14 protein-coding genes are annotated in these 26,749 nt (G+C 61.8%); 9 read left to right on the top strand and 5 right to left on the bottom strand.

Annotated elements, in window-relative coordinates; genetic code table 11:
* Positions 1–2 precede the first annotated feature (2 nt).
* Positions 3–1,067 carry a hypothetical protein gene (locus KBP52_RS05315; RefSeq protein ID WP_249122260.1) on the bottom strand — a complete coding sequence of 355 codons (1,065 nt, stop codon included), beginning with the start codon at positions 1,065–1,067 and terminating at the stop codon, positions 3–5.
* A 654-nt stretch (positions 1,068–1,721) separates the two neighbouring features.
* Complete coding sequence (gspI, locus tag KBP52_RS05310) at positions 1,722–2,108, bottom strand: type II secretion system minor pseudopilin GspI (RefSeq protein ID WP_123593771.1); 387 nt, start codon at positions 2,106–2,108, stop codon at positions 1,722–1,724.
* A gap of 183 nt (positions 2,109–2,291) precedes the next feature.
* Here gspI and gspG point away from each other — a divergent pair, with 183 nt between their 5' ends.
* From gspG to KBP52_RS05265, 9 genes are all read left to right on the top strand, one after another.
* Positions 2,292–2,714, top strand: a complete 423-nt coding sequence (gspG, locus tag KBP52_RS05305; RefSeq protein ID WP_185057849.1) for a type II secretion system major pseudopilin GspG — start codon at positions 2,292–2,294, stop codon at positions 2,712–2,714.
* Positions 2,715–2,722: 8 nt separating this feature from the next.
* Positions 2,723–3,682: a type II secretion system minor pseudopilin GspK gene (gene gspK / locus KBP52_RS05300; RefSeq protein ID WP_212622273.1), complete on the top strand. Its 960-nt coding sequence runs from the start codon at positions 2,723–2,725 to the stop codon at positions 3,680–3,682.
* Positions 3,679–4,857 carry a type II secretion system protein GspL gene (gene gspL, locus KBP52_RS05295; RefSeq protein ID WP_212622272.1) on the top strand — a complete coding sequence of 393 codons (1,179 nt, stop codon included), beginning with the start codon at positions 3,679–3,681 and terminating at the stop codon, positions 4,855–4,857. The genes gspK and gspL overlap by 4 nt, the downstream gene beginning before the upstream one ends.
* Positions 4,850–5,395 (top strand): type II secretion system protein GspM, encoded by a 546-nt coding sequence (gene gspM / locus KBP52_RS05290; protein WP_212622271.1) that lies wholly within the window; start codon positions 4,850–4,852, stop codon positions 5,393–5,395. Before gspL ends, gspM begins: the two co-directional genes overlap by 8 nt.
* Complete coding sequence (gene gspD / locus KBP52_RS05285; RefSeq protein ID WP_212622270.1) at positions 5,392–7,758, top strand: type II secretion system secretin GspD; 2,367 nt, start codon at positions 5,392–5,394, stop codon at positions 7,756–7,758. The genes gspM and gspD overlap by 4 nt, the downstream gene beginning before the upstream one ends.
* Positions 7,759–7,909: 151 nt before the next feature.
* The gene (gspE, locus tag KBP52_RS05280) at positions 7,910–9,316 is read left to right on the top strand and encodes a type II secretion system ATPase GspE (protein WP_212622269.1); all 1,407 of its coding nucleotides are present in this window, start codon (positions 7,910–7,912) and stop codon (positions 9,314–9,316) included.
* Complete coding sequence (gene gspF, locus KBP52_RS05275; protein WP_212622268.1) at positions 9,316–10,527, top strand: type II secretion system inner membrane protein GspF; 1,212 nt, start codon at positions 9,316–9,318, stop codon at positions 10,525–10,527. The genes gspE and gspF overlap by 1 nt, the downstream gene beginning before the upstream one ends.
* Positions 10,528–11,138: 611 nt before the next feature.
* Positions 11,139–12,248, top strand: coding sequence for a substrate-binding domain-containing protein (locus tag KBP52_RS05270; protein WP_077573207.1), 1,110 nt, complete (start codon positions 11,139–11,141; stop codon positions 12,246–12,248).
* A 189-nt stretch (positions 12,249–12,437) separates the two neighbouring features.
* Positions 12,438–24,950 carry a filamentous haemagglutinin family protein gene (locus tag KBP52_RS05265; RefSeq protein ID WP_212622267.1) on the top strand — a complete coding sequence of 4,171 codons (12,513 nt, stop codon included), beginning with the start codon at positions 12,438–12,440 and terminating at the stop codon, positions 24,948–24,950.
* A gap of 52 nt (positions 24,951–25,002) precedes the next feature.
* Here KBP52_RS05265 and KBP52_RS05260 read toward each other — a convergent pair whose 3' ends face one another.
* The 3 genes from KBP52_RS05260 to KBP52_RS05250 form a co-directional block, all read right to left on the bottom strand.
* Entirely contained in the window at positions 25,003–25,224 is a 222-nt protein-coding gene (locus KBP52_RS05260) for a type II toxin-antitoxin system RelE/ParE family toxin (RefSeq protein WP_249122280.1), read from the bottom strand.
* A gap of 46 nt (positions 25,225–25,270) precedes the next feature.
* Complete coding sequence (locus tag KBP52_RS05255; protein ID WP_077573204.1) at positions 25,271–25,465, bottom strand: stability determinant; 195 nt, start codon at positions 25,463–25,465, stop codon at positions 25,271–25,273.
* A 255-nt stretch (positions 25,466–25,720) separates the two neighbouring features.
* Positions 25,721–26,668 carry a transporter gene (locus tag KBP52_RS05250; RefSeq protein ID WP_212622266.1) on the bottom strand — a complete coding sequence of 316 codons (948 nt, stop codon included), beginning with the start codon at positions 26,666–26,668 and terminating at the stop codon, positions 25,721–25,723.
* Positions 26,669–26,749 lie beyond the last annotated feature (81 nt).

The following is a 26,749-nucleotide window of genomic DNA, read 5'->3' as shown; positions in this document are numbered from 1 at the left end:
GCTTACTTCTCTTTGCGTTTTTTTGGGGGAGTGGCGGTCAAGGCAAAGTTGTCATCGTGCAGTTCACTGAGTGCATGGCTCCATTGGAGCGCAGACATCAGGCGCGGCAGTGCGACACCCGCAGAAATTTCTGCGTAAAACTCGTTGGGTGAAGCCAGCGTATGCTCAGTGCCGAACGCGAGCAGGTCGCTGCTCGCGAAGCTGAGGCACAGCTTGCCATTGTCGGAGAACTCCAGGTTCGGACGATGGAGGATGTCGAATAGCTTCAACAAGTGCAGCACTGTCGAAGGTTTGATGAATTTCGCGCAGAGTATCTCGCTCTGCCCAGTCAAACAGAACGCTTTATTAAAGTCCGGAGATGCCGTGTCCATCGGCCATGAGTAGTCGTTCTCTGATTGGTCATCAGATCTGACCGATATCCCGGTGACCCAGGGAAAGTCGATGACCAAACTGTACCGGTCGTAGTGGTCATACACCACTCGTGTCTCCGTTTTGGTTTTGCCTTCTTTGTCGGTCACCGTGACTTGCACCGTTCGTTTGTTGACGTAGTGCAGTTGGCGGTAATTGTAAGGAAGCTCACGCAGTGTGCCGGTAAATACTCCCTCTATCGATTCGACAAACTCTCGGCTGTAGTTGCCTCGAGTGTAGTCACCAAATTGCGCATCCAGTTCGTCGAGGGTCCAGTCCGAGTCTTCTTCCAGGAACATCAACTCGTTGTGGAAGTAGGAGGACAGTTCAGCAATTCTTCGGCTGAGCGATGGCAAGCGATCAGCTTTGGATGTCATCCATTTCATGCTCCCAACGGCGAACCCGATGCCTAGCACACCAGTGACTGCGCCGACCAAGCCAGGCTCAATGTGCAGACGTTGAAAGAAAGAAACGACGGAATAGGTATTCATATACCCAAAAAGGACTACAGCGCCCGCAATCAATAGCAGGCCAGTACCGAAAAAACACCATGCGCGTGTGCAATTGAATTTGAGCGGGCCATCGTAGGAGGCGAACTCGTGGATCACCTTCAATAGGTCGGCTGTGGATTCGGCACTGTCAATATTGGCTTCGCTCACAGTCAGCAACTCATTCAGTCGCGCGTTCTGCGATGTGTTGGGCCTGTAGACATCCATCAACGAGAGCACGGGAGAATACTCATGACAGCATAGGGCGGCTCGAAGCAAGCGGGTCGAAGGTTTGCAGACTCAATTGGAAGAGCGGGTGATTCAGGGATGCTTGGTGCGGGAGCAATGGCCCAGATTGTGGATTTGGTTCTATTCATAATCTGTCAGAAATTTGGAAAAGGAGGGGACGATACCATTGTCATGGCAATGATGGCTTCTGGCCGGTCTCAGTTTCTGTAGATGATTCTTCCGGGATGGGGGGCAAAAGCTACCCTCACCCCAGCCCTCTCCCGGGGGGAGAGGGGGCCGACCGAGGTGTCTTGCGGGGTACGTCGACCTGAAAGATCGTGGGGATTATGGCTTTGGTGATTCTGGGGGTTGCGAGTAGAAGCGGCCCTCACCCCAGCCCTCTCCCGGAGGGAGAGGAGGCCTACCGAGGTGTCCTGCGGGGTACGTCGACCTGAAAGATTTTGGCGATTATGGCTTGGTTGAAGGGCCTTCGATTTGGCTTTGTGAGCTTGGCCATTTTGGATTCAATGAAAGACGTTCAAGTCGGTGTAGCTCTCGAATATCCCCCAATCAGTCCCCTCTACCTCTGGGAGAGGGCTAGGGTGAGGGGCTTTCCGTTCGTGACAACAAGGTCTCAAGCCTGGCCAACGGCGGCGCATCCTGGTTGCGGTCGAAAACCTGGATGCCAATTTTGAGCAACCGTCCATTTTCGGCTGCGCTGATCACCTGTTCACAGCGCAACAATAACCGCCCCTGATCACATTCCTGCGCTTTCATACCCATCGGCAACTTCCCTTCCAAGCGCAACTCCGCCATCCGACTCTGCGCCGCAATCAGCGCCACCGACCGATCCCGTAAAACCCCGCTGCTCTGCGTCATCAACCCCGCCACCCGCACAGCCGCCGACATCGCCACGGCAATAATCGCCAGCGCCACCAGCACTTCAATCAATGTGAAACCTTCTTCCCGCGAACGCGCACGCATACATGGCCCAAAGCCAAAACCCAGCCCTCGACGCTAACCCGCGTGCTTGACGGCTTGACGACGAAAACACCCGAGGATTTTCAACATCACTGACATATCTTCTTGCAACACTGCGCGTCGAATCGAATCAAGCCAGGGTATGTCGAGATGGATATCGCACCTTTCAAATCGCGTCAGCAACCGATGCGCGCGCCGCGTGGGCAGCAGGGTTTTACCCTGATCGAGATCATGGTGGTCGTGGTGATTCTGGGGATTTTGGCGGCGATGGTGGTGCCCAAGGTGCTCGACCGGCCGGATCAGGCGCGGGCGACGGCGGCGAAGCAGGATATTGGTGGGTTGATGCAGGCGTTGAAGTTGTATCGCCTCGATCACGGCACTTACCCGAGCATGAACCAAGGCCTGAAGGTGTTGGTGGAGCGGCCGGCGGATGCGAAGAGCAGCAATTGGCGCTCGTACCTGGAGCGCTTGCCGAACGATCCGTGGGGTCGTCCTTATCAGTACCTCAACCCTGGCGCCAATGGCGAGATCGACATCTTTTCCCTCGGTGCCGACGGTCAGCCGGATGGCGACGGCGTGAATGCCGATATCGGTTCCTGGCAGTTGTAAGGCCGGCCATGAACAGCCGCTCGCCTGAGGGGGCGAAGCAACAGGGCATGGCGATTATCAGCGCGTTGTTGATTGCGGCCGTGGTGGCGGTGATTGCGGCGGGCATGTTGACGCGCCAGAGCGTGTCGACCCGTGCGCTGGAGGCGGATCAGCAGCGCGTGCAGGGGCGTTGGCTGGTGCTGGGCGGGTTGGAGATCAGCCGTCAATTGCTGTGGGATGCACGTCAGCGCGATCCGTTGACCCGGCTCGATCAGCCGTGGGCGCAGCGTCTCTCGGCGCAAGGTTTTGAAGGGCGGCTGGAGGATGAGCAGGGCAAGTTCAACCTGCGCAATCTGGTCGCCAACGAGCGTGTCGATGAGGCGCAGGTCGCGGCGTTTCAGCGCTTGTGCGAGTTGATCGGAGTCAGCGCCGGGTTGAGTCAGCGCATCAGTCAGCGGGTGATCGCTTCGTACCCGCGACTGCTGAATGCGCAGATTGCCGAGGCGCCGAAAAGTGGTTTCGACAGTGGCCGCGCGACGTCGCCAAATACTTCACACAAACCGCAGAAGCCGACGTTGCCGATGCTGCGCAGCATCGATGATTTGCGCAGTGTCGACGGCGTGAATGAGGCGCTGATCGGCAAACTGGCACCGTACCTGACGGTGATCCCCGCGACGACCTGGCTCAACGGCAACACCGCCACCGCGCCGGTCTTGGCTGCGTATGTGCCGGGGCTGTCGCTGGAGCGCGCGAATGCGTTGATCGCCGAGCGCGATGCCGGGCGCTGGTTTATCAACCGTGGCGATTTCGTCAACCGCTTGCGCATGCCGCAATTGGAGCTGACCAGCGTCAAGGTCGGCATCACCAGTGACTGGTTTCGCCTGCGCGGCGAGGCGCGGCGGGATCAGCGGCGGGTCAGTCTTGAGGCGTTGTTGCATCGCAGCCAGGACCGCTTGCCGCAAGTGATCTGGTCGCGGGTGGGCGTATGAGCCAGTTCAAGATTGCGTTGCCGCCCTTGGCGGAGCTGGATCTGCACAGTCAATTGCATTGCGCCTGGCTGGATCGTCAGGGCCAGGTCACGCGGGAGGAACGCCACAGTCTGAGCCAGTTGAGTCAGCAGTCGAAACTGCCGCCGCTGGTGTGTTTTCTGCACCCGGCTGACAGCCTGTTGGCGAGTCTCGATTTGCCGCCGCTGCCGGCCAACAAGATTGTCGCGGCGGTGCAATGTGCGGCGCAGGCGTTGATGCTGGGCGACAGCAGTGAGATGCACATTGCGCACAGTTCGCGGGACGAGGCCGGGCAGGTGCAGATCGCCTGGGCGCCTCGGCGGCAGTTGTTGGGTTTTGGTCAGTTGCTTAAAAGTGCTGGGCTGAACCTGCGCGGTCTTTATCCTGCGCCGTACAGTTTGCCGGTGCTGCCCGGCAGCGTCGCTTGCATGCAGGACGGGCATTTGTTGTTGCGCGACAGTGTGCAGGCGGCGCGGGTGCAGCCGTTGTTCGATGACGGTTTCGACGGTGTCGTGTGGGAACCGGGCATCACTTTGCATTGGATCGGTGAGCAACCGCCGCCGGGTGCTGAACTGCCGATGGCGGATGTGCAGCGCTGGACCGGGCCGTTACCCGGTTGGGGATTGCATGGCGCAGTCCAGCAACAAAAAACCGAGCATCGCGGCTGGGGCAGGGCGATCGCTCTGTCCGCGTTGGCCGTGGCTGTTTGGGTCGTTGGTTTGAATCTGTATGCCGCTCGCGAAGCCGGGCAGGGCCAGCAACTGAAAGCCCAAATGAACCTGCGGGTAAAGCAGGCCTTCCCTGAGTTGCCGGTGATCCTCAATCCGTTGCAACAGGCCCGTCAGCAATTGGCGGCGCGGCAGAAGGGCGCGGCGGATGATCCGGCGCAGACTTTCAATCGTCTGGTGTTGCAGGCCGGCAGCGGCATGCCGTCGATGGCTGGCAGTGTCGAGCGGTTGGCGTTTGTCGATGGCACCTTGCAGATGAGTCTGCTGAGTGAAGCCCGTCGCGGCGGCAATGATCAGGAGTGGCAAAGCACCTTGGCCCAGGCCGGCATCAGTGTCACCGCCGACGACGAAGGCTGGACCTTGCGTCTGGCCACTGAAGCCACCCCAAGCGACAGCGATGACAGCGGCGGAGCAGAAGAAGATGAATAAGGCCTCGCTCGCGGTTTACCGCGCCAAGTGGCAACGCTTTAACGCCAAGTTGCAGGCGCGTTTGCAGCCGTTGGCGTTGCGCGAAAAACGCATGGTCGGCGGCATGGCCCTAGCGCTGATCGGCCTGCTGCTGTGGGTCGCGCTGATCCAGCCGCCGCTGAAGAAAATCACCTATTGGCAAACCGAGACGCCAAAGCTGCGCGCCCAGACCGAAGCGCTGGAAGTGCTGCTGCGCGAAGTCCGCGTGCGCCCGGACGGGCAAAGCGTGGCGCAGTCGCTGGAGCAAACCCTTCAGGCCAGTGGCTTGGCGGGGCATTACCAATTACAGGAGGCACAGGGCGCCTGGCAGTTGACCTTCGACGCGGCGCCGGCCGACGCCGTGCTCGACTGGCTGTTGAGCAACCCGGCACAACTTTCTCTGCAAGTGGTCGAGGCCCGTTTGCAACGCGCGGACAACCCCTCGACCGAAGTCACTGCCGGCACTTTGTCAGGCACCGTTCGCATGGATCAGGCGCTGGGCGCTAAGGAAGCTTCATGAAGGGGTCAGGATCCAAACCGGCACGTCTGGCGTTGCCGATGCTGCTGATGGCGTTGAGCGCGTGCAGCAACACCACCACGCCGCAGAATCAGCCGCCATTGCTGGTCGACAGTGAACTCGGGCGGCCGCTGGCCAACACCCAGCGTAGCGGCGATGCGGTGCTCGATCGCGAACGTGCGCAGGCTCAGGCGCGACCTGTGCCGAAGCCATTGCACAACATCACCAAGAGTGCGCGCAGCGGTTCGGGGGCTTCGGGCATTGCCTTGCCGAGCAACCCTTTGGGCGATCAACCGGTGACGCTGAATTTTGTCGACGCGGATATTCAAGCGGTGGTGCGCGCGTTGTCGCGTTCCACCGGGCAGCAGTTTTTGGTCGATCCTCGGGTGAAGGGCACGTTGACGCTGGTCTCGGAGGGTCAGGTGCCGGCGCGGCAGGCGTACGACATGCTGCTGGCGGCGTTGCGCATGCAGGGTTTCAGCGTGGTTGATGTCGGCGGTGTGGCGCAGGTGGTACCGGAGGCTGATGCGAAGTTGCTCGGCGGGCCGATTTACAGTGCTGATAAACCGGCGGGCAACGGAATGCTGACGCGCACGTTTCGCCTGCAATACGAGAACGCGGTGAACCTGATTCCGGTGCTGCGGCCGATCGTTTCGCCGAACAATCCGATCAATGCTTATCCCGGCAACAACACCATCGTCATCACCGATTACGCCGAGAACCTGACCCGCGTTGCGCAGTTGATTGCGAGCATTGATTCGCCGAGCGCGATTGACACGGATGTGGTGCAAATTCAGAACGGCATCGCTGCTGACATTGCGCCGATGGTGGCTGATCTGCTGGATGCGCCGGGCAATGATCCGACGCAGAAAATTGCGGTGATCGGTGATCCGCGCTCCAACACCATCATCATTCGCGCGGGTAGTCCGGAGCGTACGGAACTGGCGCGTAATCTGATCTATAAACTGGATAACGCGCAGAGCAATCCGAGCAATCTGCATGTGGTTTATCTGCGTAACGCGCAAGCGGCGAAACTGGCGCAGGCGTTGCGTGGTTTGCTCACGGGCGAGAGCGACAGCGGCACCAGTGACAGTGCGCGGTCGGTGCTCAGTGCCATGGGCGCAAGTACCGGCGGCAGCGCTGGGCAGAATGGCCAGAGCGGTACGCAAACCAGCGGTACAACATCGACCAGCGATAGCAGCGGCAGTACCGGTGGCAGTTACGCACAAGGCAGTGGCGGCACCAGTAGCAGCGGTAATCAGGCGAGCGAGCAGAACGTCGCCTTCAGTGCCGGCGGTGTGACCATTCAGGCCGACGCGACTACCAACACCTTGCTGATTTCTGCGCCGGAGCCGTTGTACCGCAACTTGCGCGAGGTGATCGATCTGCTCGACCAGCGTCGTGCGCAAGTGGTGATCGAAAGCCTGATCGTCGAAGTCGGCGAGGACGATGCCAGCGAGTTCGGCGTGCAGTGGCAGACCGGCAATCTCGGTGGCAATGGCGTGATCGGTGGCGCGAATCTGGGCGGTTCGGGGATCAACACCAACGGCAAGACCAGCATCGACGTGCTGCCGCAGGGTTTGAACCTGGGCTACGTCAACGGCACCGTCGACATCCCCGGTATCGGCAAGATTCTTGATCTGAAAGTGCTGGCCCGGGCGTTGAAAAGCAAGGGCGGCACCAACGTGTTGTCGACGCCGAATCTGCTGACTCTCGACAACGAGGCTGCGAGTATTTTTGTCGGCCAGACCATTCCGTTTGTCAGCGGCAGTTACGTTACCGGCGGCGGGGGCACCAGCAATAACCCGTTCCAGACCGTGACCCGGGAAGAGGTCGGTCTGAAGCTCAATGTGCGCCCGCAGATTTCCGAGGGCGGTACGGTCAAGCTCGATATCTATCAGGAAGTCAGCAGCATTGATGAGCGTGCTTCGGCCAGCGCCAATTCGGCGGGGATTGTCACCAACAAACGCGCGATCGATACCAGTATTCTGCTCGACGACGGCCAGATCATGGTCCTTGGCGGGTTGCTGCAGGACGGCTACAGCCAGAGCAATGACGCGGTGCCGTGGCTGGGCAGCTTGCCGGGCATTGGCGCGTTGTTTCGCAACGAGCGTCGAGCGATCACCAAGACCAACCTGATGGTGTTCCTGCGCCCTTACATCATCCGCGACAGCGAAGCGGGGCGCAGCATTACTCTTAATCGCTACGACTTCATGCGTCGCGCCCAGGGTGGTTTGCAACCGGAACGCAGCTGGGCGATGCCGGACATGCAGGCGCCGCAGTTGCCGACGGCGGCGCAGGGTGTGCCGGCGGTTTTACCTGGGTCGGGTCCGCGCGCAACCATCAAAGCGGTGCCCATCCAATGACGCCGACATCGCCTCTTGATCTGGAAAACGGACCTGTAGGAGCTGCCGAAGGCTGCGATCTTTTGATCTTGCTCTTCGACGGCCCCAAACGGCCAAAGATCAAAAGATCGCAGCCTTCGGCAGCTCCTACAGGAATTGGGGAGGGCTTGAGATGAGTTCGCTGCCTTACGCCTGGGCCAAGGCGCAGCGGATTTTGTTGTGCGATGGCGTGTTGACGGTGTGCCCGTCGACGCCAGGCTGGTCGATCAGTGAAGCGCGACGGCAGTTCGGCGCGACCACTATTCAGCGGGTGCGCGATGACGAGCTCGATGGCTTGCTCGCCAGTGCTTACGCCGACACCGGTAGTGCGGCGGCAGTGGTCGGCGCTGCAGAAAACGAAGTCGACCTCGACCGACTGATGCAGGACATGCCGGAAATCACTGACCTGCTCGACACCCAGGACGGTGCGCCGGTGATTCGCATGATCAACGCGCTGCTGACCCAAGCGGCGCGCGACGAGGCCAGTGACATTCACATCGAGCCGTTCGAAACCCATTCGGTGGTGCGCTATCGGGTCGACGGAACCCTGCGCGATGTGGTCTCGCCGCGCAAGGCGTTACACGGTGCGTTGGTGTCGCGGATCAAGATCATGGCGCAACTCGATATCGCCGAAAAACGCCTGCCGCAGGACGGTCGCATCGCCCTGCGCGTGGCGGGACGACCGATCGATATTCGTGTTTCAACGGTGCCGACCGGGCATGGCGAAAGGGTAGTGATGCGTCTGCTCGACAAACAGGCCGGACGTCTGCATCTGGAAACCCTCGGCATGGACGTGCAGGTGTTGGCCAAACTTGATCATTTGATCCGCCAGCCCCACGGCATTGTGCTGGTCACCGGGCCCACGGGCAGCGGCAAAACCACCAGCCTGTACGCTGCACTGGCGCGGCTCGATGCGAGTACCAGCAACATTCTCACTGTTGAAGACCCGGTGGAATACGACCTGCCGGGCATCAGCCAGATTCAGGTCAACGCCAAAATCGATATGACCTTCGCCCTGGCGCTGCGGGCGATCCTGCGCCAAGACCCGGACATCATCATGATCGGCGAAATCCGCGATCTCGAAACCGCACAAATCGCCGTGCAAGCGTCGCTGACCGGGCATTTGGTGTTGGCAACCTTGCACACCAACGACGCGGTGTCGGCGGTCAACCGCTTGATCGACATGGGCGTCGAACCGTTTTTGCTGGCCTCGTCGATGCTCGGAGTTTTGGCGCAGCGACTGGTGCGTCGCCTCTGTAATCAATGCAAACAGGAAGACCCAACGGCACCGGGCACTTGGCGCCCGGTCGGCTGCCCAGCGTGCAATCAAACCGGCTACAGCGGCCGTACCGGCATTCACGAGTTGTTCTGCATCGACGACGACATCCGCACACTGATTCACCAAGGGGCAGGGGAGCAGGCCTTGCGCGCATCAGCCGCGAAAGCCGGGATGTTCAGCCTGCGTGAGGACGGTGAACGCTGGATCCGCAGCGGCGCCACCGCCCCTGAAGAAATCCTCCGTGTGACACGGGACGCCTGATGAATCGCTATCGTTTTGAAGCCGCCGACGCGACCGGCAAGATTGAATCCGGGCACCTTGAGGCGGACAGCCAGGCTGCCGCGTTCACAACATTACGCGGGCGCGGTTTGACCGCATTGTCAGTGCACAAGGAAAGCAACGTTGCCCAACACGGTGGCGGTGGGTTGTTCAGCGCCAAGCTCTCGGACAACGATCTGGCCTGGGCCACGCGGCAACTGGCGAGCCTGCTCGGCGCCAGTCTACCGTTGGAAGCAGCGCTGAGTGCCACGGTCGAGCAGGCCGAGAAAAAGCACATCGCCCATACGCTCAGTGCTGTTCGTGCGGATGTGCGCAGCGGTATGCGTCTGGCCGAATCTCTGGCCGCGCGGCCACGGGACTTTCCCGAGATTTACCGCGCTTTGATTGCGGCCGGGGAGGAGTCTGGTGATCTGGCTCAGGTCATGGAGCGGCTGGCGGATTACATCGAGGAGCGCAACAACCTGCGCGGCAAGATTCTCACCGCGTTTATCTATCCGGGTGTGGTCGGTCTGGTGTCGATCGGCATCGTGATTTTCCTGCTCAGTTACGTGGTGCCGCAGGTGGTGAGTGCGTTTTCTCAGGCGCGGCAGGACTTGCCGGGGCTGACCTTGGCAATGCTCAACGCCAGTGATTTCATAAGGGCGTGGGGCTGGTTGTGTGCGGCGATTATCGCAGGGGCGTTCTGGAGCTGGCGCCTGTACCTGCGCAATCCGGCGGCACGTTTGAGTTGGCATCATCGGGTGCTGAAGTTGCCGCTTTTCGGTCGTTTCATCTTGGGGCTGAACACCGCGCGTTTTGCCTCGACGCTGGCGATTCTCGGCGGCGCCGGGGTGCCGTTGCTGCGTGCGCTGGAAGCGGCGCGACAGACGCTGTCCAATGACCGCTTGAGCCTGAGCGTCACTGAGGCGACGGCCAAGGTGCGTGAGGGCGTCAACCTGGCGGCAGCGTTGCGGGTGGAGAATGTTTTCCCACCGGTGCTGATTCATCTGATCGCCAGTGGCGAAAAAACCGGTTCGCTGCCACCGATGCTCGAGCGTGCGGCGCAAACCCTGTCGCGTGATATCGAACGCCGGGCAATGGGCATGACCGCGTTGCTGGAGCCGTTGATGATTGTGGTGATGGGCGGGGTGGTGCTGGTGATTGTGATGGCGGTGTTGTTGCCGATCATTGAGATCAACCAACTGGTCCAGTAGCCGGTTTTGATGGTGTCTGATCGGGCCCCTTCGCGAGCAGGCTCGCTCCCACAGGGTTCTGTGTTGTGAGGTAAATGGCATTCGATCATTGCGAGCACTGAGTTGATCCAGTAGTGGTGTGTCAGATGTTTTTAGGGTGTCTGACCTGGCCCCTTCGCTGGCAAGCCAGCTCCCACAGGTTCTTGTGTTGTGTCGCAGATCGCATTGACAACTTGGCTCCTTGTGGGAGCTGGCTTGCCAGCGATGGGGCCAGTCAGGGCAACAAATAATCCAATCTTTTTTCCAGGACTTCAGCATCACCCGACCCTCAAAAGAACCATCCTCGGGTTCTCCTTTCTGTCATCTGCAACCACCCGCCACTGCCTCCAGCCCGATTCCGCCAAACCGCTGATCCAGACCCTGCGCTGCACCCGGCAAACACCCGAGAAAATCCCTTCAGAAACAGCTCGCACCTCCCGAGGTTTTTTCCTTTATCTGTCACCGGAAACTGCGAATTTCTCAGTGCGACTTAACCAAGGCCAACGCTAGCGAGGGCCCCGGTGAGTCCTCCCAGTGTCATGCAAGTCACCCGAAAACCTGTGTTCACAACCTAGTTGAAAAGGAGATTCTTCATGTTCAAGCGCACTCTGATCGCAGCCTCACTGACTGTCGCCGCTCTGGCTTCCGCCCAGGCCATGGCCGCCAACGTTACCGGTGGTGGCGCGACTCTGCCTGCCGCTCTGTACAAAGGTTCTGCCAACAGCATCCTGCCAGCCAACTTCAGCTACCTGGGCACCGGTAGCGGTACTGGCAAAACGGCTTTCCTGACCAACAACTCCGCACTGTTCAGCACCACCGGTTCGGTGCACTTCGCCGGTAGCGACTCGATCCTCAGCGCTACGGAAATCAGCACCTACAACAGCACCTACGGCGCTTCGTACGGCCCGCTGATCCAACTGCCTTCGGTGGCCACTTCGGTTGCCATTCCTTACAAAAAGTCTGGCCAGACCGCGCTGAACCTGACCAGCACTCAGCTGTGTGATGCCTTCTCGGGCGCCAAAACCACTTGGGGTGCACTGTTGGGTACTGCCGACACCACGCCGATTCGCGTTGTTTATCGCAACGTTTCCAGCGGTACTTCGGAAATCCTCACTCGCCACCTGAACTCGATCTGCCCGACCAAGTTCGCCACCAACTCCACCTTCACCAACGCTCGCCTGCCAGCCGGCTCCGCATTGCCAGCGAACTGGGTGGGTGTTGCCGGTACGTCTGACGTCGCCACCCAGGTCAACGCCGTTGACGGTTCGATCGGTTATGTCGGTCCGGACGGTGTGAACGCCGCGAGCAACGCTGTTGTTGCCCGCGTCAACGGCGTGCAGCCAACCACTGCCAACGTTTCCCTGGCATTGGGTTCGGCCGCTCTGCCAGCCGCGCCTGCCAACCCGGCGCAGTGGGTACCGGTTGTGCCTAACCCGGCGAGCGGCTACCCGATCGTCGCTTACACCAACTTCATCTTCGGCCAGTGCTACAAGGATGCAACCGTGGCCAACGATGTCCGTAGCTTCCTGACCACTCACTACAGCAACCCGGGCAACAACGCTGCCACCATCGCGCACAGCTTCACTCCGGTTCCAACCAACTGGAAAGCCGCTGTGACCGCCAACTTCGTCACCAACACTTCGGGCAACAACCTGGACATCAACAACGCCAGCGTCTGCAACGCTATCGGTCGTCCTTTGTAAGCCTCGCTTCAACCGCAATGCAATCGCAGCAGCCTTCGGGCTGCTGCTTTTTTTTGGCCGATCTACTCCTCAATCATGAAGTTTGTGTGACATCCGTTCGGTCGCGGCCTTCGCCAACCGCCTATGTCATAACAGCAGGGTCCACCCGACCTGCGGCCTCGTGTGGCAACCCAAAAGGATCTCGTAGTGATGCTCGCTCGCCCATCCCGTCGCAGTACCCGTGTCCAGCCTCAACAGCGTCTTGTCGTCGATCCGGCGCTGTGGATGCTCAAGCCGTTGGCGCAGGCGATTGCCTTGTGTCTGGTGGCGGGCAGCGCCGAGGCGGCCACTGCTTTCAGTTCGGGATGGTTTGCCGCCAAGGGCGCGGCGCAGCAGGCGAGCGCTGCACGGCCCAGCACCGGCGGTTTGCCGGGGATGACGCCGCCGCTGGCGCAACAGCAGAAGGCCAACCAACAGCTGCAGCGTTCGATTCAGACCTTGAACAACACCGTCGCCGCGATTGCTGCACAGCAAGCGGCGCAAGCGGCCGGACGCGCGACGGCATTGGGCTCGGTGCAGTTTGTTCCGGACGGTTTGGCCGAGGGGGGGCTGAAGGTCGACAACAGCCTCACCCAGGGCTGGCAGAACGCGAAAGGCCCGCAACAGACTCAGGCCGACGGCAAGACCACGGTGAAGATCGAGCAAACCGCCGACAAAGCCATTCTCAACTGGGAAACCTTCAACGTCGGGCGTAACACCAGCGTTGAATTTGCCCAGCAAGCGAATTGGGCGGTGCTCAACCGGGTCAACGATCCGAGTGCACGCGCCAGTCAGATTCAGGGGCAGATCAAGGGCGACGGCACGGTGATGCTGATCAACCGCAACGGCATCGTTTTCAGCGGCACCAGTCAGGTCAACGTGCGCAACCTGGTGGCGGCCGCCGCCAACATCACCGATATCCAGTTCCGTGATCGCGGCCTGTATTTCGACAGCAGCGCCAGCCAGCCGACGTTCACCGACGCGGTGGGCAAAGTGCTGGTGGAGCGCGGGGCGTCCATTGAAACCGCGCGACCGGCGAAGTCCACCGACGCCGGCGGTTATGCCTTGCTGTTGGGCAGCGAAGTGCAGAACGACGGCAGCATCAACACCGCCAAGGGCCAGACCGTGCTGGGGGCGGGGGATCGCTTTTATATTCGCAAGGGTTCGGGCACCGAAGGCAACGGCTTCTCCACGACGTTCGGCAACGAAGTCACGCCGGGCTTCAAAGCCGCCAGCGTTGCCGGCAAGGTCAGCAACAACGGACTGATTCAGGCCGCGACCGGCGACATCACCCTGACCGGCCATGAGGTCGTGCAAAACGGCGTATTGCTCGCCAGCACATCGGTCGCCACGCGCGGCACGATTCATCTGCTCAACCCGGCGACGGACACCCAAGGCAGCGTGACGCTGGGGCAGGGCAGTGCCACGGCGATCATGCTCGACAGCAGTGACCTCACGGCCCTCGACAGCCAGCATCAGTCCGCACTGACCGCCGTTACCCCGACCAATTCGATTCGCAGTGACCAATCGCGCATCGACATCCAGAGTGGTGGCAGCGTCGAGTTCCAGAACGGTTCGATTACCCTGGCCACGGGCGGACAAATCGCCGTGGCCGCGCAGCGTCGCAGCCTGGTGCGCGACGGTGCGCTGATCGACGTTTCCGGCGCCATCGGCGTGAAAGTCGCGATGGAATCCAACAGCATCAAGATCAATGTGCAGGGCAACGAACAGCGCGACGCTTCGGGCAACCGCGACAAAGCTGCGCTGAACAGCAACGACGTCTGGGTTGATGTGCGTGAACTGGTCTACGTGCCCGCCGGCACCAACGGTTACGCCACGGATCGCTGGTACACGGCAGGGGGGTTGCTCGAAGTCGGTGGTTACCTTGGCACCCAGGGCCACAGCATCGGTGAATGGATGGCCCAGGGCGGGACGGTAAATTTCGCCGGCAATGACGTGGTGACCGAGAAGGGGTCGTTGATCAACCTGTCTGGCGGCACGCTCGATGTGCAAAGTGGCGAGATTCGCCAGAGTTGGTTGCGCGGTGCTGACGGGCATCTCTACGAATTGTCCAAGGCGCCAGGCGATCTGCTCTACAGCGGTCTGTACAACGGTTATGAAGACAGCAGCGAACGCTGGGGTCAGACGAGCTATTACTACAATCCGCTGATCGCACCGACCAAGCGCCTGGAGGCGGGCTACACCGTGGGTCGCGATGCCGGGCAATTGGTGATCGGCACCCGTAACGCGGTGCTCGACGGGCAACTGCTGGGGCAGGTTTATCAGGGCGAGCGCCAGACTCAGGCGCCGCGTGCCGTGCTCGATGGCTACGCGCAGCGTCAGACCGCACTCGCGCGGCGCGGGCAGTTGATTGTCGGTGGTTACGATGCCGCCTACGTCGCGGCGGCGGGTGGCGTGCTCTATGGCCTCAGTCCGTTGCTCGATCAGGTGCAGATCGGCATTGAGCGTCCGCTCGGCGATAACGACGCGGGCCTGACCGGCGTGGTGTCCGAGGCGCGCAATGGCAAGCTGTTTCTCGATGCCGCACAACTGAGTGACTGGCAACTGGGCGCACTGAAGGTCGCCGCCAAAGAGCACATCGGCGTGGACGGCGCCGTGACGGTCGGCAACGGTGGCGATATCACCCTCTACGCGCCGCAGGTGCAGGTCAACGCCGACCTGATTGCGCGGGGCGGCAGCCTGCATGTGGGCAACGTGCTCAACCAGCTCAATACCGACCGTGTCACCGATACCCGCATCGTTGCGCCTGCGGGCACGACCACAGGTGTTCGCGTGGCGGAAAAAGTGCAACTGGACACCCGGGGGCTGTGGAGCAATTTGCGCACTGACCCGGATGACGCGAGCAGTCTTGCGTATCTGGACGGTGGCGTCATTTCGATCCGCAGCAGCGGCGACATCGAAATCGGCACCGGCAGCCTGCTCGACGTGTCCTCCGGCGGCGCGATCCTGGCCAACGGCAAGACTCGGGGGGGCAAGGGCGGTGACATGACGCTGGAGTCCAGTGCGTTGTCAGCGCCGGGTGACAGTCATCTGCGCCTCGCTGGCCAGTTGCGTGGCTACGGTGTGACGGGCGGTGGCAGCCTGTTGATTCAGGCCGGCAATGTGCTGATCGGCCAGACCGACAAAGATCTCGCCGACAATACCTTGCAGCTGCAAGCAGATCTGTTCGACAAGGGCTTTTCGGCCTACAACCTGATCGGGCTCAACCGCCTGGACGTTGCGGACAACACGCTGATTGACGTGCTGATGCCGGTTTACCGGTTTGCTGACGCGGCAGCCAGTCAGGCCAGCGGTGTCGCCCCGCAACAGGCGTTGGAACTGTGGACGCCGACGCTCTATCAGGACAATCCGGGCAAGGCGCAACTGACGCAACGCGCGGGTGCCAGCCTGAGCTTGCAGGCCGGTTCCAGCGAGGTGGCGTTGAGCGATCCTGCGCGTAATGCGTTAACCCTTGGCCAGGGCTCGCGCATCAGTGTCGACCCGGGGCAAAGCATCAACGTGCGCGGCGCCGGACAGATTACTGTCGACGGTGAGTTGAATGCCTGGGGCGGCATCATCGACATTCGCCAGCAGCAGTTCGGCTCGATGAATGTCGCCGAGGCCTCGCAAGTCGCTGACAAAGATGCCCACAACCGCACGATCTGGATCGGCGACCACGCCGTGCTCGATGTCGCCGGGCGCGCTGCCACGGGCGTGGATGCGCTGGGCCGGGTGTATGGGTTGGTGGGCAAGGGCGGCAGCATCATCATTGGCGGTGAAACCGATGCGAGGAAGGCCACCGCCACGGCGGCCGATGCCTATGTCGTCGTGCGCAATGGCGCGCGGCTTGACGCATCCGGTGCGCAGGCGCTGCTGGATATCGCCGGGCAGGGGCCGACGGCGGTCGCTACGGACGGCGGGCGAATTTCCTTGAGTTCCTATAACGGCCTGTTCATCGACGGCGACCTGCGCGCGGCAGCCGGTGGCGTCGGTGCGGCGGGTGGGCGCCTGGAGATCGCCCTGGAGACGCCGAGTTATCTGCGCAGTGACGCCAGCAATGAGGTGCGCGTGCCGCGCGAAATCATCATCAGCCAGCAAACCGCTGATGCCCTGTTGCCGGCCGATGTGCAACCGGGAGAAGCGGCGCCCGCGTTGCAATACGGGCGTGCCCGCCTGAGTGCCGACCGGTTGATGGCTGGCGGGTTCGATAATCTGAGTGTGCTGAGCAACGGCCTGCTGTCGTTCGACGGGGACGTCAATCTGCACATGCAGCAAAGTCTGAGTTTGTATGCCGGCGCGATTTCGCTGGCCGAAGGCGCGCAAGACAATGCGCGTATCGACCTGTCTGCGCCCTACCTGCGCCTGTCGGGTACGGGCAAGTATTTCGAGGCGCCGGGCAACCTTCGGCCACGGGTGATGAACACGCCGACTACGCGTGTATCGATGGGGCAATTCAATGCCAGTGCGGATCAACTGGACCTGAGCAACAGCCTGTCGTTCGGTACCGCGGGCAATATTGTCCAGCTCACGGGTGCGGACTTGCAGGTGACGCGTCGTGGCTTTGATCAGGTCTCCCTGCAAAGCCGTGGTGACCTGCGCTTTCTGGCGCCGACCGGTTATGTCGAGAAAACCGAACTGTGGACACCGGGCGACCTCAACCTGCGTGCCGCGCAGATCTATCCTGCCAGCGATGTCACCGCCGAGGTGCGGGTGGGCTACCAAAGCGTGATCCCCGGTGCCGATCCGGCTCGCACCTTGCGCATCAGCAGCAGCGGGGCCGCACCGGCCGCGTTGCCGTATTCGGTGTTTGGCAACCTGACACTGGCGGCCGGGCGCATTGAACAAGGCGGGGTAATCCGCGCACCGATGGGCATGATCAGCCTTGGCGGTGAGACGGTGGTCAATACCCGCGAGCTGCACCTGCTGCCGGGTAGCGTGACTTCGGTCAGCGCCGCCGGGTTGGTCATGCCGTATGGCGGAACCACCGACGGCATCGACTATCGCTACGCTGGCAAATCCGTTCAGCTCAAGGGCATCAGTGCGGACACGGCCGGGGTGACGCTGACCTCGCGCTATGTCGATGTACAGAGCGGCGCGCTGATTGATTTGTCCGGTGGCGGTGATCTGCGCGGCGCCGGGTTTGTCTCCGGGCGCGGCGGTTCTACCGATGCCCGCTACAACCCGCTGGTGCGCAACGCCAATGACGGCACCTTCAGCCTGCCGGGCCTTGCCAGCAATCCGGTGTACGCCATCGTGCCGGGCAATCAGAGTGACTACGCGCCGATGCTCGCCGAGGCTGGGGCGGTCGACCCGCGCATCGGCCAGCAGATTACCCTCGGTGCCGGCGTGCCGGGTCTGGCGGCGGGCACCTACACATTGCTGCCCTCGACCTTTGCCTTGCTGCCCGGGGCGTTCCGGGTCGAAGTCAATGGTCAGGCCACAGCAGGCGTCAGCAACGACGCGTTGCAGATGCGCAATGGTTCGTGGACCCGTTCGGGGCAGATGTCGATTGCCAACACCGGGCTGCGTAACAGCCTGCCCAGCCAGGTCATTCTGACGTCTGCGGATGTCCTGCGCCGTTATTCGCAGTACAACGAGACCGGTTTCAGCCAATTCATCCAGAGTGACGCGACACGGCGTGGCGTGCCCCGGGCCTTGGCCCCTATGGATGGCAAATCGCTGAATCTGTATTTGATGCCAGGTGCCGAGCAGGACGTTGCCCTGGATTTCAACGGCCGCGCGTTATTCGCCCCGGCCGCCGGCGGGGTGGTCGGAACGGCCACGGTACGCGGGGCAATGGACTTTGAAATTCTCGGCGCCGGGCATTCGCGCACCGACGGTTTCACTGGCGTGTCGCTGTATGCCGACAGCCTCAACGGTCTGAATGCCGGGCGCCTGACCCTCGGCGCGCAACCGCTGATCGATTACAGCGGCGCGGGCAATATCATCTCGTTCACTGGCTACACGACGTCGATCACCCTGCGCGAAGGGGCGATGTTGTCGGCGCCCGAGGTGCTGTTGCGCACCGCCCGCAGCGATGGTGGCATTACCCTCGAAGCCGGCTCGGGGATCAACACCCTGGGCCGTGGCAACGCGCCGTACGACTCCAGCAGTGGTTTCATCTACCAGCCGGGGGCGGCCGCGCTGCTGATGGTGTCGAACGGTTGGACCAACGTCCTGGCGCCTGCGGTAGCGGAAGGTACTTCCGGTGCGGGCGACATTCGTATTGGCAAGTGCCCGACGACCGTCTGTAACAACCCGACGCTGCTCTATTCCAACGGCAGCATTACCGCCGCCACCGACAAGCAGTTTGAACTCGATGAGTCGGTACGCTTCGGCACCCGCCATCTGGCCCTGGCTGTCGGCGCCGTCAACGCTGGCAGCGCCGAAGCCTTGAGCGCTGCCGGCAACCGCGTGCCGACCGGTCTGACCCTGAACCAGAACGTGCTCGATCGCCTGTTGCGCGGTGATACGCAGTTTGCTGCACCCGCGCTGGAAACCTTGAGCCTGACCAGCCGCGATGCGTTCAACTTTTACGGCAACGTCAGCCTCGATACGCTGGACGCGCAAACGGGCGTGAGTAAATTGCAGAACCTGATATTCACCACGCCAGCCATTTACGGCTTGGGTGAAAGCGCTGACGTGGCGTCCATTCGCACCGCCAATCTGATCTGGAACGGCGCCAGCCAGCATCCCGGCGCCGTCATCACTGGCGGCGCCGGCACGGGCCGCGGCACTCTCGATATTCAGGCGCAGCGCATCGAATTCGGTTACGGCCCCAATCCGCAGGCCAGCGGTCTGGAGCAGAACAATCGGCTGGCGCTGGGTTTTGCCAACGTCAACCTCAGCGCCAGTGAGCGCATCACCGCCAATCACAAGGGCAGCCTAGCGGTGTACCAGGAACAGGGCGCTTACGATCCAGTCAAGGGCTATGTCTACAGCGGCGGCAATCTCAACCTGAGCACACCCTTGCTGACCGGGGAGGCCGCTTCGGTCAACCTGCTCAAGGCCGGCAACAACCTGACGCTCACCGGCGCCGGCACGCCAGCGGCCGCCAATGCCTTGGGCGCGGAACTGACGCTCGATGCCCGCAGCGTCGTTCTGGACAGCCGCATCACCCTGGCCAGCGGCAAACTGCTGGTGAAATCCGAGGGCGATCTGACCCTCGCCGATGGCGCGTCTGTGGACATGGCCGGACGCACCTTGCCGTTCAATGATGTCAGCAAGTACAGCTGGGGCGGCGATGTGGCGCTGTACAGCAGCCACGGCAATATCCGCCAGGCCGCCGGTTCGCGCATCGACCTCTCGGCGCAGAACAATCAGGCCGGCACCCTCAGTGCCGTCGCGCTGGCCAGCGATGCGGGCATGGTTGATCTGCAAGGCCAGATCCTCGGAACCAGCAGCGGCCATTACGATGCCGGCGGCACGTGGGTACCGTACAAATCCGCCGGCGTGGACATCCGCGCCCAGCACCTGAACGGTGATGCCAGTCAGCAGTTTGCCGCCCTCAACCAGCGCTTGAATGCCGGTCAGGTCTTCGGCAGTCGCAGTTTGCAACTCAAGCAGGGGGATCTGCTGATTGGCGACGGACTCAAGGCTGGCGAAGTGAACGTCTCGGTGGACAACGGCAGCCTGACCGTCGCGGGTTTGATCGATGCCAGCGGCGAGCGGGTCGGCAACATTCGCCTGTCGGCGAAAAACGGCCTGACCCTGGCCGGCAACGCCGTGCTCGACGCCCATGGTCGTGTGCTGCGGGTCGACAGCTACGGCAAGATCATCGACGCGCCGAACCGGGCGACGGTTGAGCTCAATTCCGCTGCGGGTCTGTTGACCCTTGGCGCCGGTGCGCGGATCGATCTGCGTCATGGCACCGATGCCGTGCGGGGCACATTGCCCGGGCAGTCCGACGGGCTGTTGCGCGGCACGCTGGAGTTGAACGCGCCGCGCCTCGGTGCCGATGACATCGCCATTGATGCCAGCGGTGCGCTGAGCATTCAGGGCGCACGGTCGATTGGCCTTAACGCCACGCGGCGTTATACCGATGCCACCGACGGCGTCGACCCGGCGGCCAGCGGACGGCCGTATCAGGTGATCGATCAGGCCTACTTCGACCGCATCCATGCTGACAGCAGTGCGTTCATCGACGCCGCGCTGGCCAACCGCAACCTGCTGCAGAACAAGCTGGCGGGGCTGAACAATGCCACCTACGCCGATGCGTTCCATTTACGGCCGGGCGTGGAAATCGCCAGCAAAACCGCCGACGGCGATCTGGTGGTGCAGGGCGATGTGGACTTGTCCGGCTACCGCTATGCCAGCCTCAATCCGCATACGCAGAAAACCGCTGTGTACGGTTCGGGCGAGGCGGGCAGTCTGGTGATGCGTGCCGGCGGCAACCTCGATATTCATGGCAGCCTCAACGACGGCTTCGCGCCGCCGCCGGAAACCGTCGACGATGCCGGCTGGAAACTCTTGCCGGGCATCCAGCCGTTTGGTGGCGACCTGATCGTGCCGACGGCGGGCGTGACCCTGGCCGAAGGCACGCTGTTCCCGGCCGGTGTCACGTTGAACTACGACGTGCCGCTGCAAGCGGCGACGCTGCCCACCGGGACCCTGTTGCCCACCGAGGCGACCCTGGCCGGACCGTATACCTTGAGCGCAGGCACAGTGCTGGCCGCTGCGGTACACGATGCGACGGGCCAGTTGCTGTACGCCGCCGGTACGTTACTTGCCGACAGCGTGACCTTGCCGGCGGGCAGTCGCCTTGGCGCGGGCATCCGCTTGAACAACGTAACGGCGATCGGCGCCGTGCGCTGGCCCAAAGGCGTGCCGTTGCCAGGCAACGTCGAGGCCGGCACCAACGCGATCAAGGGCGTGCGCCTGAGCGGTTCGCTTGCTCTGTTGCGTGGCTCGCTGATCCCGTCGATGACGGATGTCGTGTTGGCCGACGGCACCGCGTTCATTGAGTTGCGACCGTTGAGCGGCACGCAACAGGGGCGCAACTGGGCAGTCGCAAGCATGTTGCCGGCCGGCAGTGCGTCGTGGTCGATGCGCGTGGTGGCGGGCGCGGATCTGAGTGCGGCGGACAGCCGCGCGATCAAGCCGCTTTCCAGCGATGGGCACTTGCGTCTGGCCGACACCCACTACGGCTTGAAGGTGACGGAAAAACCGCCGACGCTGGTCTGGGGCGACGGCAATCTGGGTGGTTTTACTCCCGGTGAGCCAGTGCCTGACGATCTGAAAGACTGGTGTGACTGGGCGCCGAACTCTTGCGTGCCGGCGCCGCGTTGGGCGTGGGCGCCGGACAACTGGCTGGGCATGCCTGCCGGCTCCCCGATGAGCGACGATGACGTGGCGTCCTGGTGCGGTGCGTTCCCGGAACTGTGCGTCGAAAACAAACCGGGCATCACCGTCAAAACCCGCACGCAAATGTTCAGCGTGTTGCGCACCGGCACCGGCGATCTGGACGTGCTCGCCGCGGGCGATCTGAGCATGGACTCACCGTTCGGCGTCTACACCGCCGGCACACAGTCGCAGGATGTCGATCCGCTGTACAACCAGCCGCGCGGACGCCTGTCGGACAACGGCTCGGTGCTGGGCAGTGGCGGCAGCGATTACGAAAAATGGGTCAGTGGCAACGACAGCCTGTATCAGGCCTGGTACCCGCAAATGGGTGGCAACCTGACAATCAATGCCGGCGGTTCGATTTCCGGCGATGTGCTGGGTCGTCGCGGGTACTCGCAAAACATGGATACCCCGGAACAGGTGCCGAGTGTGGCCGTGGGCAATTGGCTCTGGCGTCAGGGCACCGGCAGCAGCGATGTGCCGACGGCGTGGTGGATCAACTTCGGCAGCTACGCGACTCAGCCGTTGCCGGATCAAAGCGTCGACACTGGCCCCTTCCTGGTGGGGTTCACCGGTTTCGGGACGTTGGGTGGCGGCAACATCAACCTGCGCGCCGGTGCTGACGCCGGCATGCTCAAGGCCATGGGCGGCAGCGGCAACAGCAACCTTTATCCTCGTGGGCAGGGCTTGATCGTGGCAGTCGGCAGCACCGGACGTGTGGGCAGCGACGGTACTCTGCAATTGACCGGCGGCGGCGACATGGACATCCGCGTGGGTGGCTCGGTCAACCCGTCGTTGCAGGCCCGGGCGGGACAAAATGGCATCGGTATTGCGCAACATGATCTGCAAGGTGCGTTGATCAACCTGCGCGGTGCCGCACAACTGACCGGTGGTGCGCTGGGTGGTATCAATCTTCAGTATGGCGCTGCCGCCCCTGTTCAGGACGTTCGTGAAGTCCGCCCGTACGATCCGTTTACGGCCACGCTGGGCAGCGCTTCCGGCGGCCTGGTGTTGATCCCGGGCGATTCGGCCATGAGCCTGAACACCCGTGGCGATCTGGTGCTGGGTGGGGCCGCGGATCCGGGCCGGGTGCGCTTGCAGAACTCGACGTCGTTCACCACCGAGGACGGTGTCGCACACGACGGCGGCGGCTTGAGCGGTTTCTCGTTGTGGACCGATCACACGGCAATCAACCTGTTTTCAGCGGGCGGCAATCTGACGCCGAGCACCCAACTGGGCGAAACCACCGGGCAAGGTCCCGTTACTGCGCGTAATACCTCGCCGACCGACGGGCGCTTTGTCTATCCGTCGATCTTGCGCGCAGTGGCTGCGCAAGGCTCGATCTATGCCGGGCCGTCAGCGGTGTACAGCCAAGGCAGCGGCGTAGTGCCGGCAACGAGTTATTCATTGCTGCTGGCGCCGTCGGATGCAGGGCAACTGGAGTTGCTGGCGCAGGATTCGATTTATGCCGGCGGCTATGCGATCAACCAGTCGGGCGCCAGTCCACTGGCCATCGCCACGCCGTTCGCTCCGGCATTCAATGGCTACGGCAGCAGTACGTCGGCGACGCCAATCATGACCAATCTGAACAGTGACGGTGTTTCAGCGGACAAGAATGTGCGCTATCCGCTGTTTGCCTTTGGGCCCAACAGTTACTCGGGGTTGAGTGATGTGCAGGCACCGGCACGTTTCTATGCCCTGACCGGGGATCTGGTGGGCGTGCGCAGCGGTGAAACGCTGACGTTCAATCTTTCCAGACGCACCTGGTACGAAGCGGCCGGGCCGGTCTGGATGCTTGCCGGGCGCGACATTGTGGCGTCCGGCACTTTCCTCGGCCAGCCTGCTACCGCACCCAACGCGGAAATGGGCACGCCTCGTACCGAAGGCATTGCGTCGACAGGCAACCTGTTCGTGCATAACGATGCGCGGGATATCTCGCGGGTATCGGCAGGCCGCGACATTCTCTACAGCAGCTTCGACATCGCAGGGCCGGGTGTTCTGGACATCAACGCCGGGCGCAACATCCTCATGGAAGACCGCGCCAGTATTACTAGCATCGGGCCTGTGGTAGCGGGTGATAACCGCCCCGGCGCGAGTATCGTGATGCAGGCCGGTGTGGGCGCGCAGGGGCCCGGTTATGCCGCCTTCATCGCGCGTTATCTGAACCGCCAGAACGTCGCCAGGCCTGACCAGTCCCTGAGCGCGCAGCCGGGTAAAGTAGTCAAGACCTACCTCGATGAACTGCAGAGCTGGCTGACCCTCGGTTACGGCTTCAAAGGCAGTGATGAGCAGGCGCAAGCGTACTACGCCGCACTGCCGAGTACCGAACAGGCGATCTTCGCGCGGCAGGTCTACTTCGCCGAACTGCGCGCCGGTGGCCTGGAGTACAACGATGTCGATGGCCCGCGCAAAGGCAGTTACCTGCGCGGTCGCAACGCCATTGCAGCGCTGTTCCCGACCACCGATGTGGCGGGCAATCCGATCCGCTACGACGGCGACATCACAATGTACGGCGGGGCAGGGGTCAAGACGCTGTTTGGCGGCGACATCCAGATGCTCACCCCGGGCGGCGGTCAGGTGTTCGGCATCGAAGGCGCGGCGCCACCGTCCACCGCGGGGATCATCACTCAGGGCTCGGGCAACATTCAGCTCTATTCGCAGGGCAGTATCTTGCTCGGCCAGAGCCGGATCATGACCACCTTCGGCGGCTCGATTCTCGGCTGGTCGGCCGAGGGCGACATCAACGCCGGTCGAGGTTCGAAAACCACCGTGGTCTACACCCCGCCGAAACGGGTTTACGACACTTGGGGCAACGTCACCCTGTCGCCATCGGTGCCGAGCACCGGCGCCGGTATCGCCACGCTCAACCCGATCGCCGAAGTGGCACCGGGCGACATCGACCTGATCGCGCCGCTGGGCACCATCGATGCGGGCGAGGCGGGGATTCGCGTGTCGGGCAACGTCAACATCGCCGCGCTGACGGTGGTCAACGCCGCGAACATTTCGGTGCAGGGCAAGGCGACGGGTGTGCCGGTGGTGTCGGCGGTGAACACCGGGGCGATCACCTCGGCCAGTTCGGCGGCATCGTCGGCCACCCAAGCGGCGGAAGATGTCGCGCGTCAGCAGCAGGCGGCTTCGCGACAGAATCAGGCGTCGGTGTTCACCGTGCAGGTGTTGAGCTTCGGCAACGAACAGCTGGCGCCGTCTCGTGATGGTGCCAGCCGCGTGCCAGCACCGGGTTACAACCCGAACAGCCCGGTGCAGGTGTTGGGTGCCGGGGCGCTGGATGAACAGGCGAAGCAACAGTTGACCGAGGAGGAGCGCGGGCAACTGACGTTGTAAAAGACTCTCGTGTAGTACGTTTGGGCGACCTGTTGGTCGCCCTTTTTTATATTTATGAGGTTCGTGGGTATTGTTGTCTGGTGTGGACTAACGTCAGTATTTTGATGCGCCCGTTCACTCGATAGACCAGCAGATAGTTTGGATTGACCACCATTTCCCGGGTGCCTGGCACTCGACCGGATCTGTAACCATAAGGGATTGATGAAAGCCTTTGCGTTGCTGCACCCACCTTGTGGTTCAGAGCCGCTGAAGCGTTGGAATTGTATTGTTCAATGTAATCGATAATGTCAGCCAGATCGTCCAGAGCCTGATCGCTCCATTCAAGCGGCAGCGCGTCGATTCTTGCGTTTCTCTTCTAATAATTGGTCGAGCCGCACCATGGCTTCCTCATGGGGAATGCCCGGGCGAGGATCATCCAGTACAGCCTGCACCTTGGCACGAAACCAGCGATCGTAGCTCTCGGCCTCTTCTTCGGATTCGAAGTCAGAGTAAAACGGGGAAAGTAATATGCTCATAGTGATCTCCGTGATCAATCTCGGCAGTTTAAGGGGGGACATGGCCCGTTGTCGTCACTGGCAGACGATGCACCCCATGAGCCCTTGAGCAACCATGGGATAACGGAGCCCAGTATCTGCAAGCGCACCCTTTAAATCTGCCAGACGTTTCCCCCTGTTGGCCGGTAATCTCGACCGCCGCTGTAGGCGTATTCCACCCATGCGTTTTTCAGGTTTTCAGGCTACAAATCCAGGTGCGCTTTCCTACAAATGCACTCAGAACGCATAGGGAATACTCACCTTCGCCCACAACATTTCTCCCTCCGGCCGGTTCTCCACATCAAATTCCTTGGCCCAGCGAATCTCCGCACTGGCGTACTTGAGAAAGGTGAAGTGCAGCGCCGGGCCAATCGCGAACACCTTGCCGCGCACGCCGTCATCGACGTCCTGCCCGGCGAACTGCACGGTGTGGCCGAACTGTTTGTCGTCGGTGGTTTGCTTGAGGTAGTAGCCGTTGACGCCGAGCATCAGGTCGTCGGTGATCTTGTAGCTGGCCGAATAATCGAAGTGGAAGATTTGCCCCGACTTGTAGTCGGTGTCCTTGTTTTTCTCGTTGAAGCTGTAGGTGGTCTTCATCGAGACTTCGGTGCGTTCAGTCGGCAGCCAGGTGAACGAGAACAGCGGTTTGTAGGTGTAGAAATTGTTGCTGGTATTGGCCAGCCGATCGACGCTGTATTCGCCGGTGGGCACAGTGACCTCTACGGCGGCGCCAAGGGTCAGGTTTTTGCCCATGTCCCACAGAATGATCGGTGCGAAGGTGGTATCGCCCATGCCTTCGCGGGTGTCGCTCAAGCCGAACACCGAGACTTCCTGCTTCAACCACGGCTGGGCGATGTAACCGGCCAGGCGTCCGCCGAACACACGCACGGGGCTTAAATAATCGAGGCGTGGAATCACGGCAGTGGATTCGATTTCGACATTCGGCACTTTGCCGCCGAACGAGCTGATGTTGAGCTTTCGCGCCTTGTAGTGGTTGTAGTAGAGGTTGAACGCGACCATGTTCTCCGGAAGGCTGTCGACTTCCAGCGGCAGCATGAAAAAGCCGTCGGTGCCGGTGCCGATGTTGTCGACGCCGGCTTCGGTGGCCAGGGCGGGCAACGTCAGAGGGCAACCCGCGATGAAAAGGGCGAGCGGCAAGAAGGATGCTGCACGGTTCTGGCTCATGACTGTCCTCATTATTATTGTGATTGGGACCTGGTACCGGTCGCTCGGAGCGCCGGTACGCTAGAAATAAGCGTTTGGCGT

The sequence above is a fragment of the Pseudomonas sp. SCA2728.1_7 genome (genome assembly GCF_018138145.1).
GTDB classification, from domain to species: domain Bacteria; phylum Pseudomonadota; class Gammaproteobacteria; order Pseudomonadales; family Pseudomonadaceae; genus Aquipseudomonas; species Aquipseudomonas koreensis_A.
The sequence above is the reverse complement of the archived record's forward strand: the minus strand, read 5'-3'. Positions and strand labels throughout refer to the sequence as shown.

Bases quoted from the DNA above. Each gene is read 5' to 3' on its own strand.
- gspD (WP_212622270.1), top strand. From the start codon at position 5,392: ATGAAGGGGTCAGGATCCAAACCGGCACGTCTGGCGTTGCCGATGCTG.
- KBP52_RS05255 (WP_077573204.1), bottom strand. From the start codon at position 25,465: ATGAGCATATTACTTTCCCCGTTTTACTCTGACTTCGAATCCGAAGAA.
- gspI (WP_123593771.1), bottom strand. From the start codon at position 2,108: ATGCGTGCGCGTTCGCGGGAAGAAGGTTTCACATTGATTGAAGTGCTG.
- KBP52_RS05250 (WP_212622266.1), bottom strand. From the start codon at position 26,668: ATGAGCCAGAACCGTGCAGCATCCTTCTTGCCGCTCGCCCTTTTCATC.
- KBP52_RS05270 (WP_077573207.1), top strand. From the start codon at position 11,139: ATGTTCAAGCGCACTCTGATCGCAGCCTCACTGACTGTCGCCGCTCTG.
- KBP52_RS05265 (WP_212622267.1), top strand. From the start codon at position 12,438: ATGCTCGCTCGCCCATCCCGTCGCAGTACCCGTGTCCAGCCTCAACAG.
- gspG (WP_185057849.1), top strand. From the start codon at position 2,292: ATGCGCGCGCCGCGTGGGCAGCAGGGTTTTACCCTGATCGAGATCATG.
- gspF (WP_212622268.1), top strand. From the start codon at position 9,316: ATGAATCGCTATCGTTTTGAAGCCGCCGACGCGACCGGCAAGATTGAA.
- gspL (WP_212622272.1), top strand. From the start codon at position 3,679: ATGAGCCAGTTCAAGATTGCGTTGCCGCCCTTGGCGGAGCTGGATCTG.
- gspK (WP_212622273.1), top strand. From the start codon at position 2,723: ATGAACAGCCGCTCGCCTGAGGGGGCGAAGCAACAGGGCATGGCGATT.
- gspM (WP_212622271.1), top strand. From the start codon at position 4,850: ATGAATAAGGCCTCGCTCGCGGTTTACCGCGCCAAGTGGCAACGCTTT.
- gspE (WP_212622269.1), top strand. From the start codon at position 7,910: ATGAGTTCGCTGCCTTACGCCTGGGCCAAGGCGCAGCGGATTTTGTTG.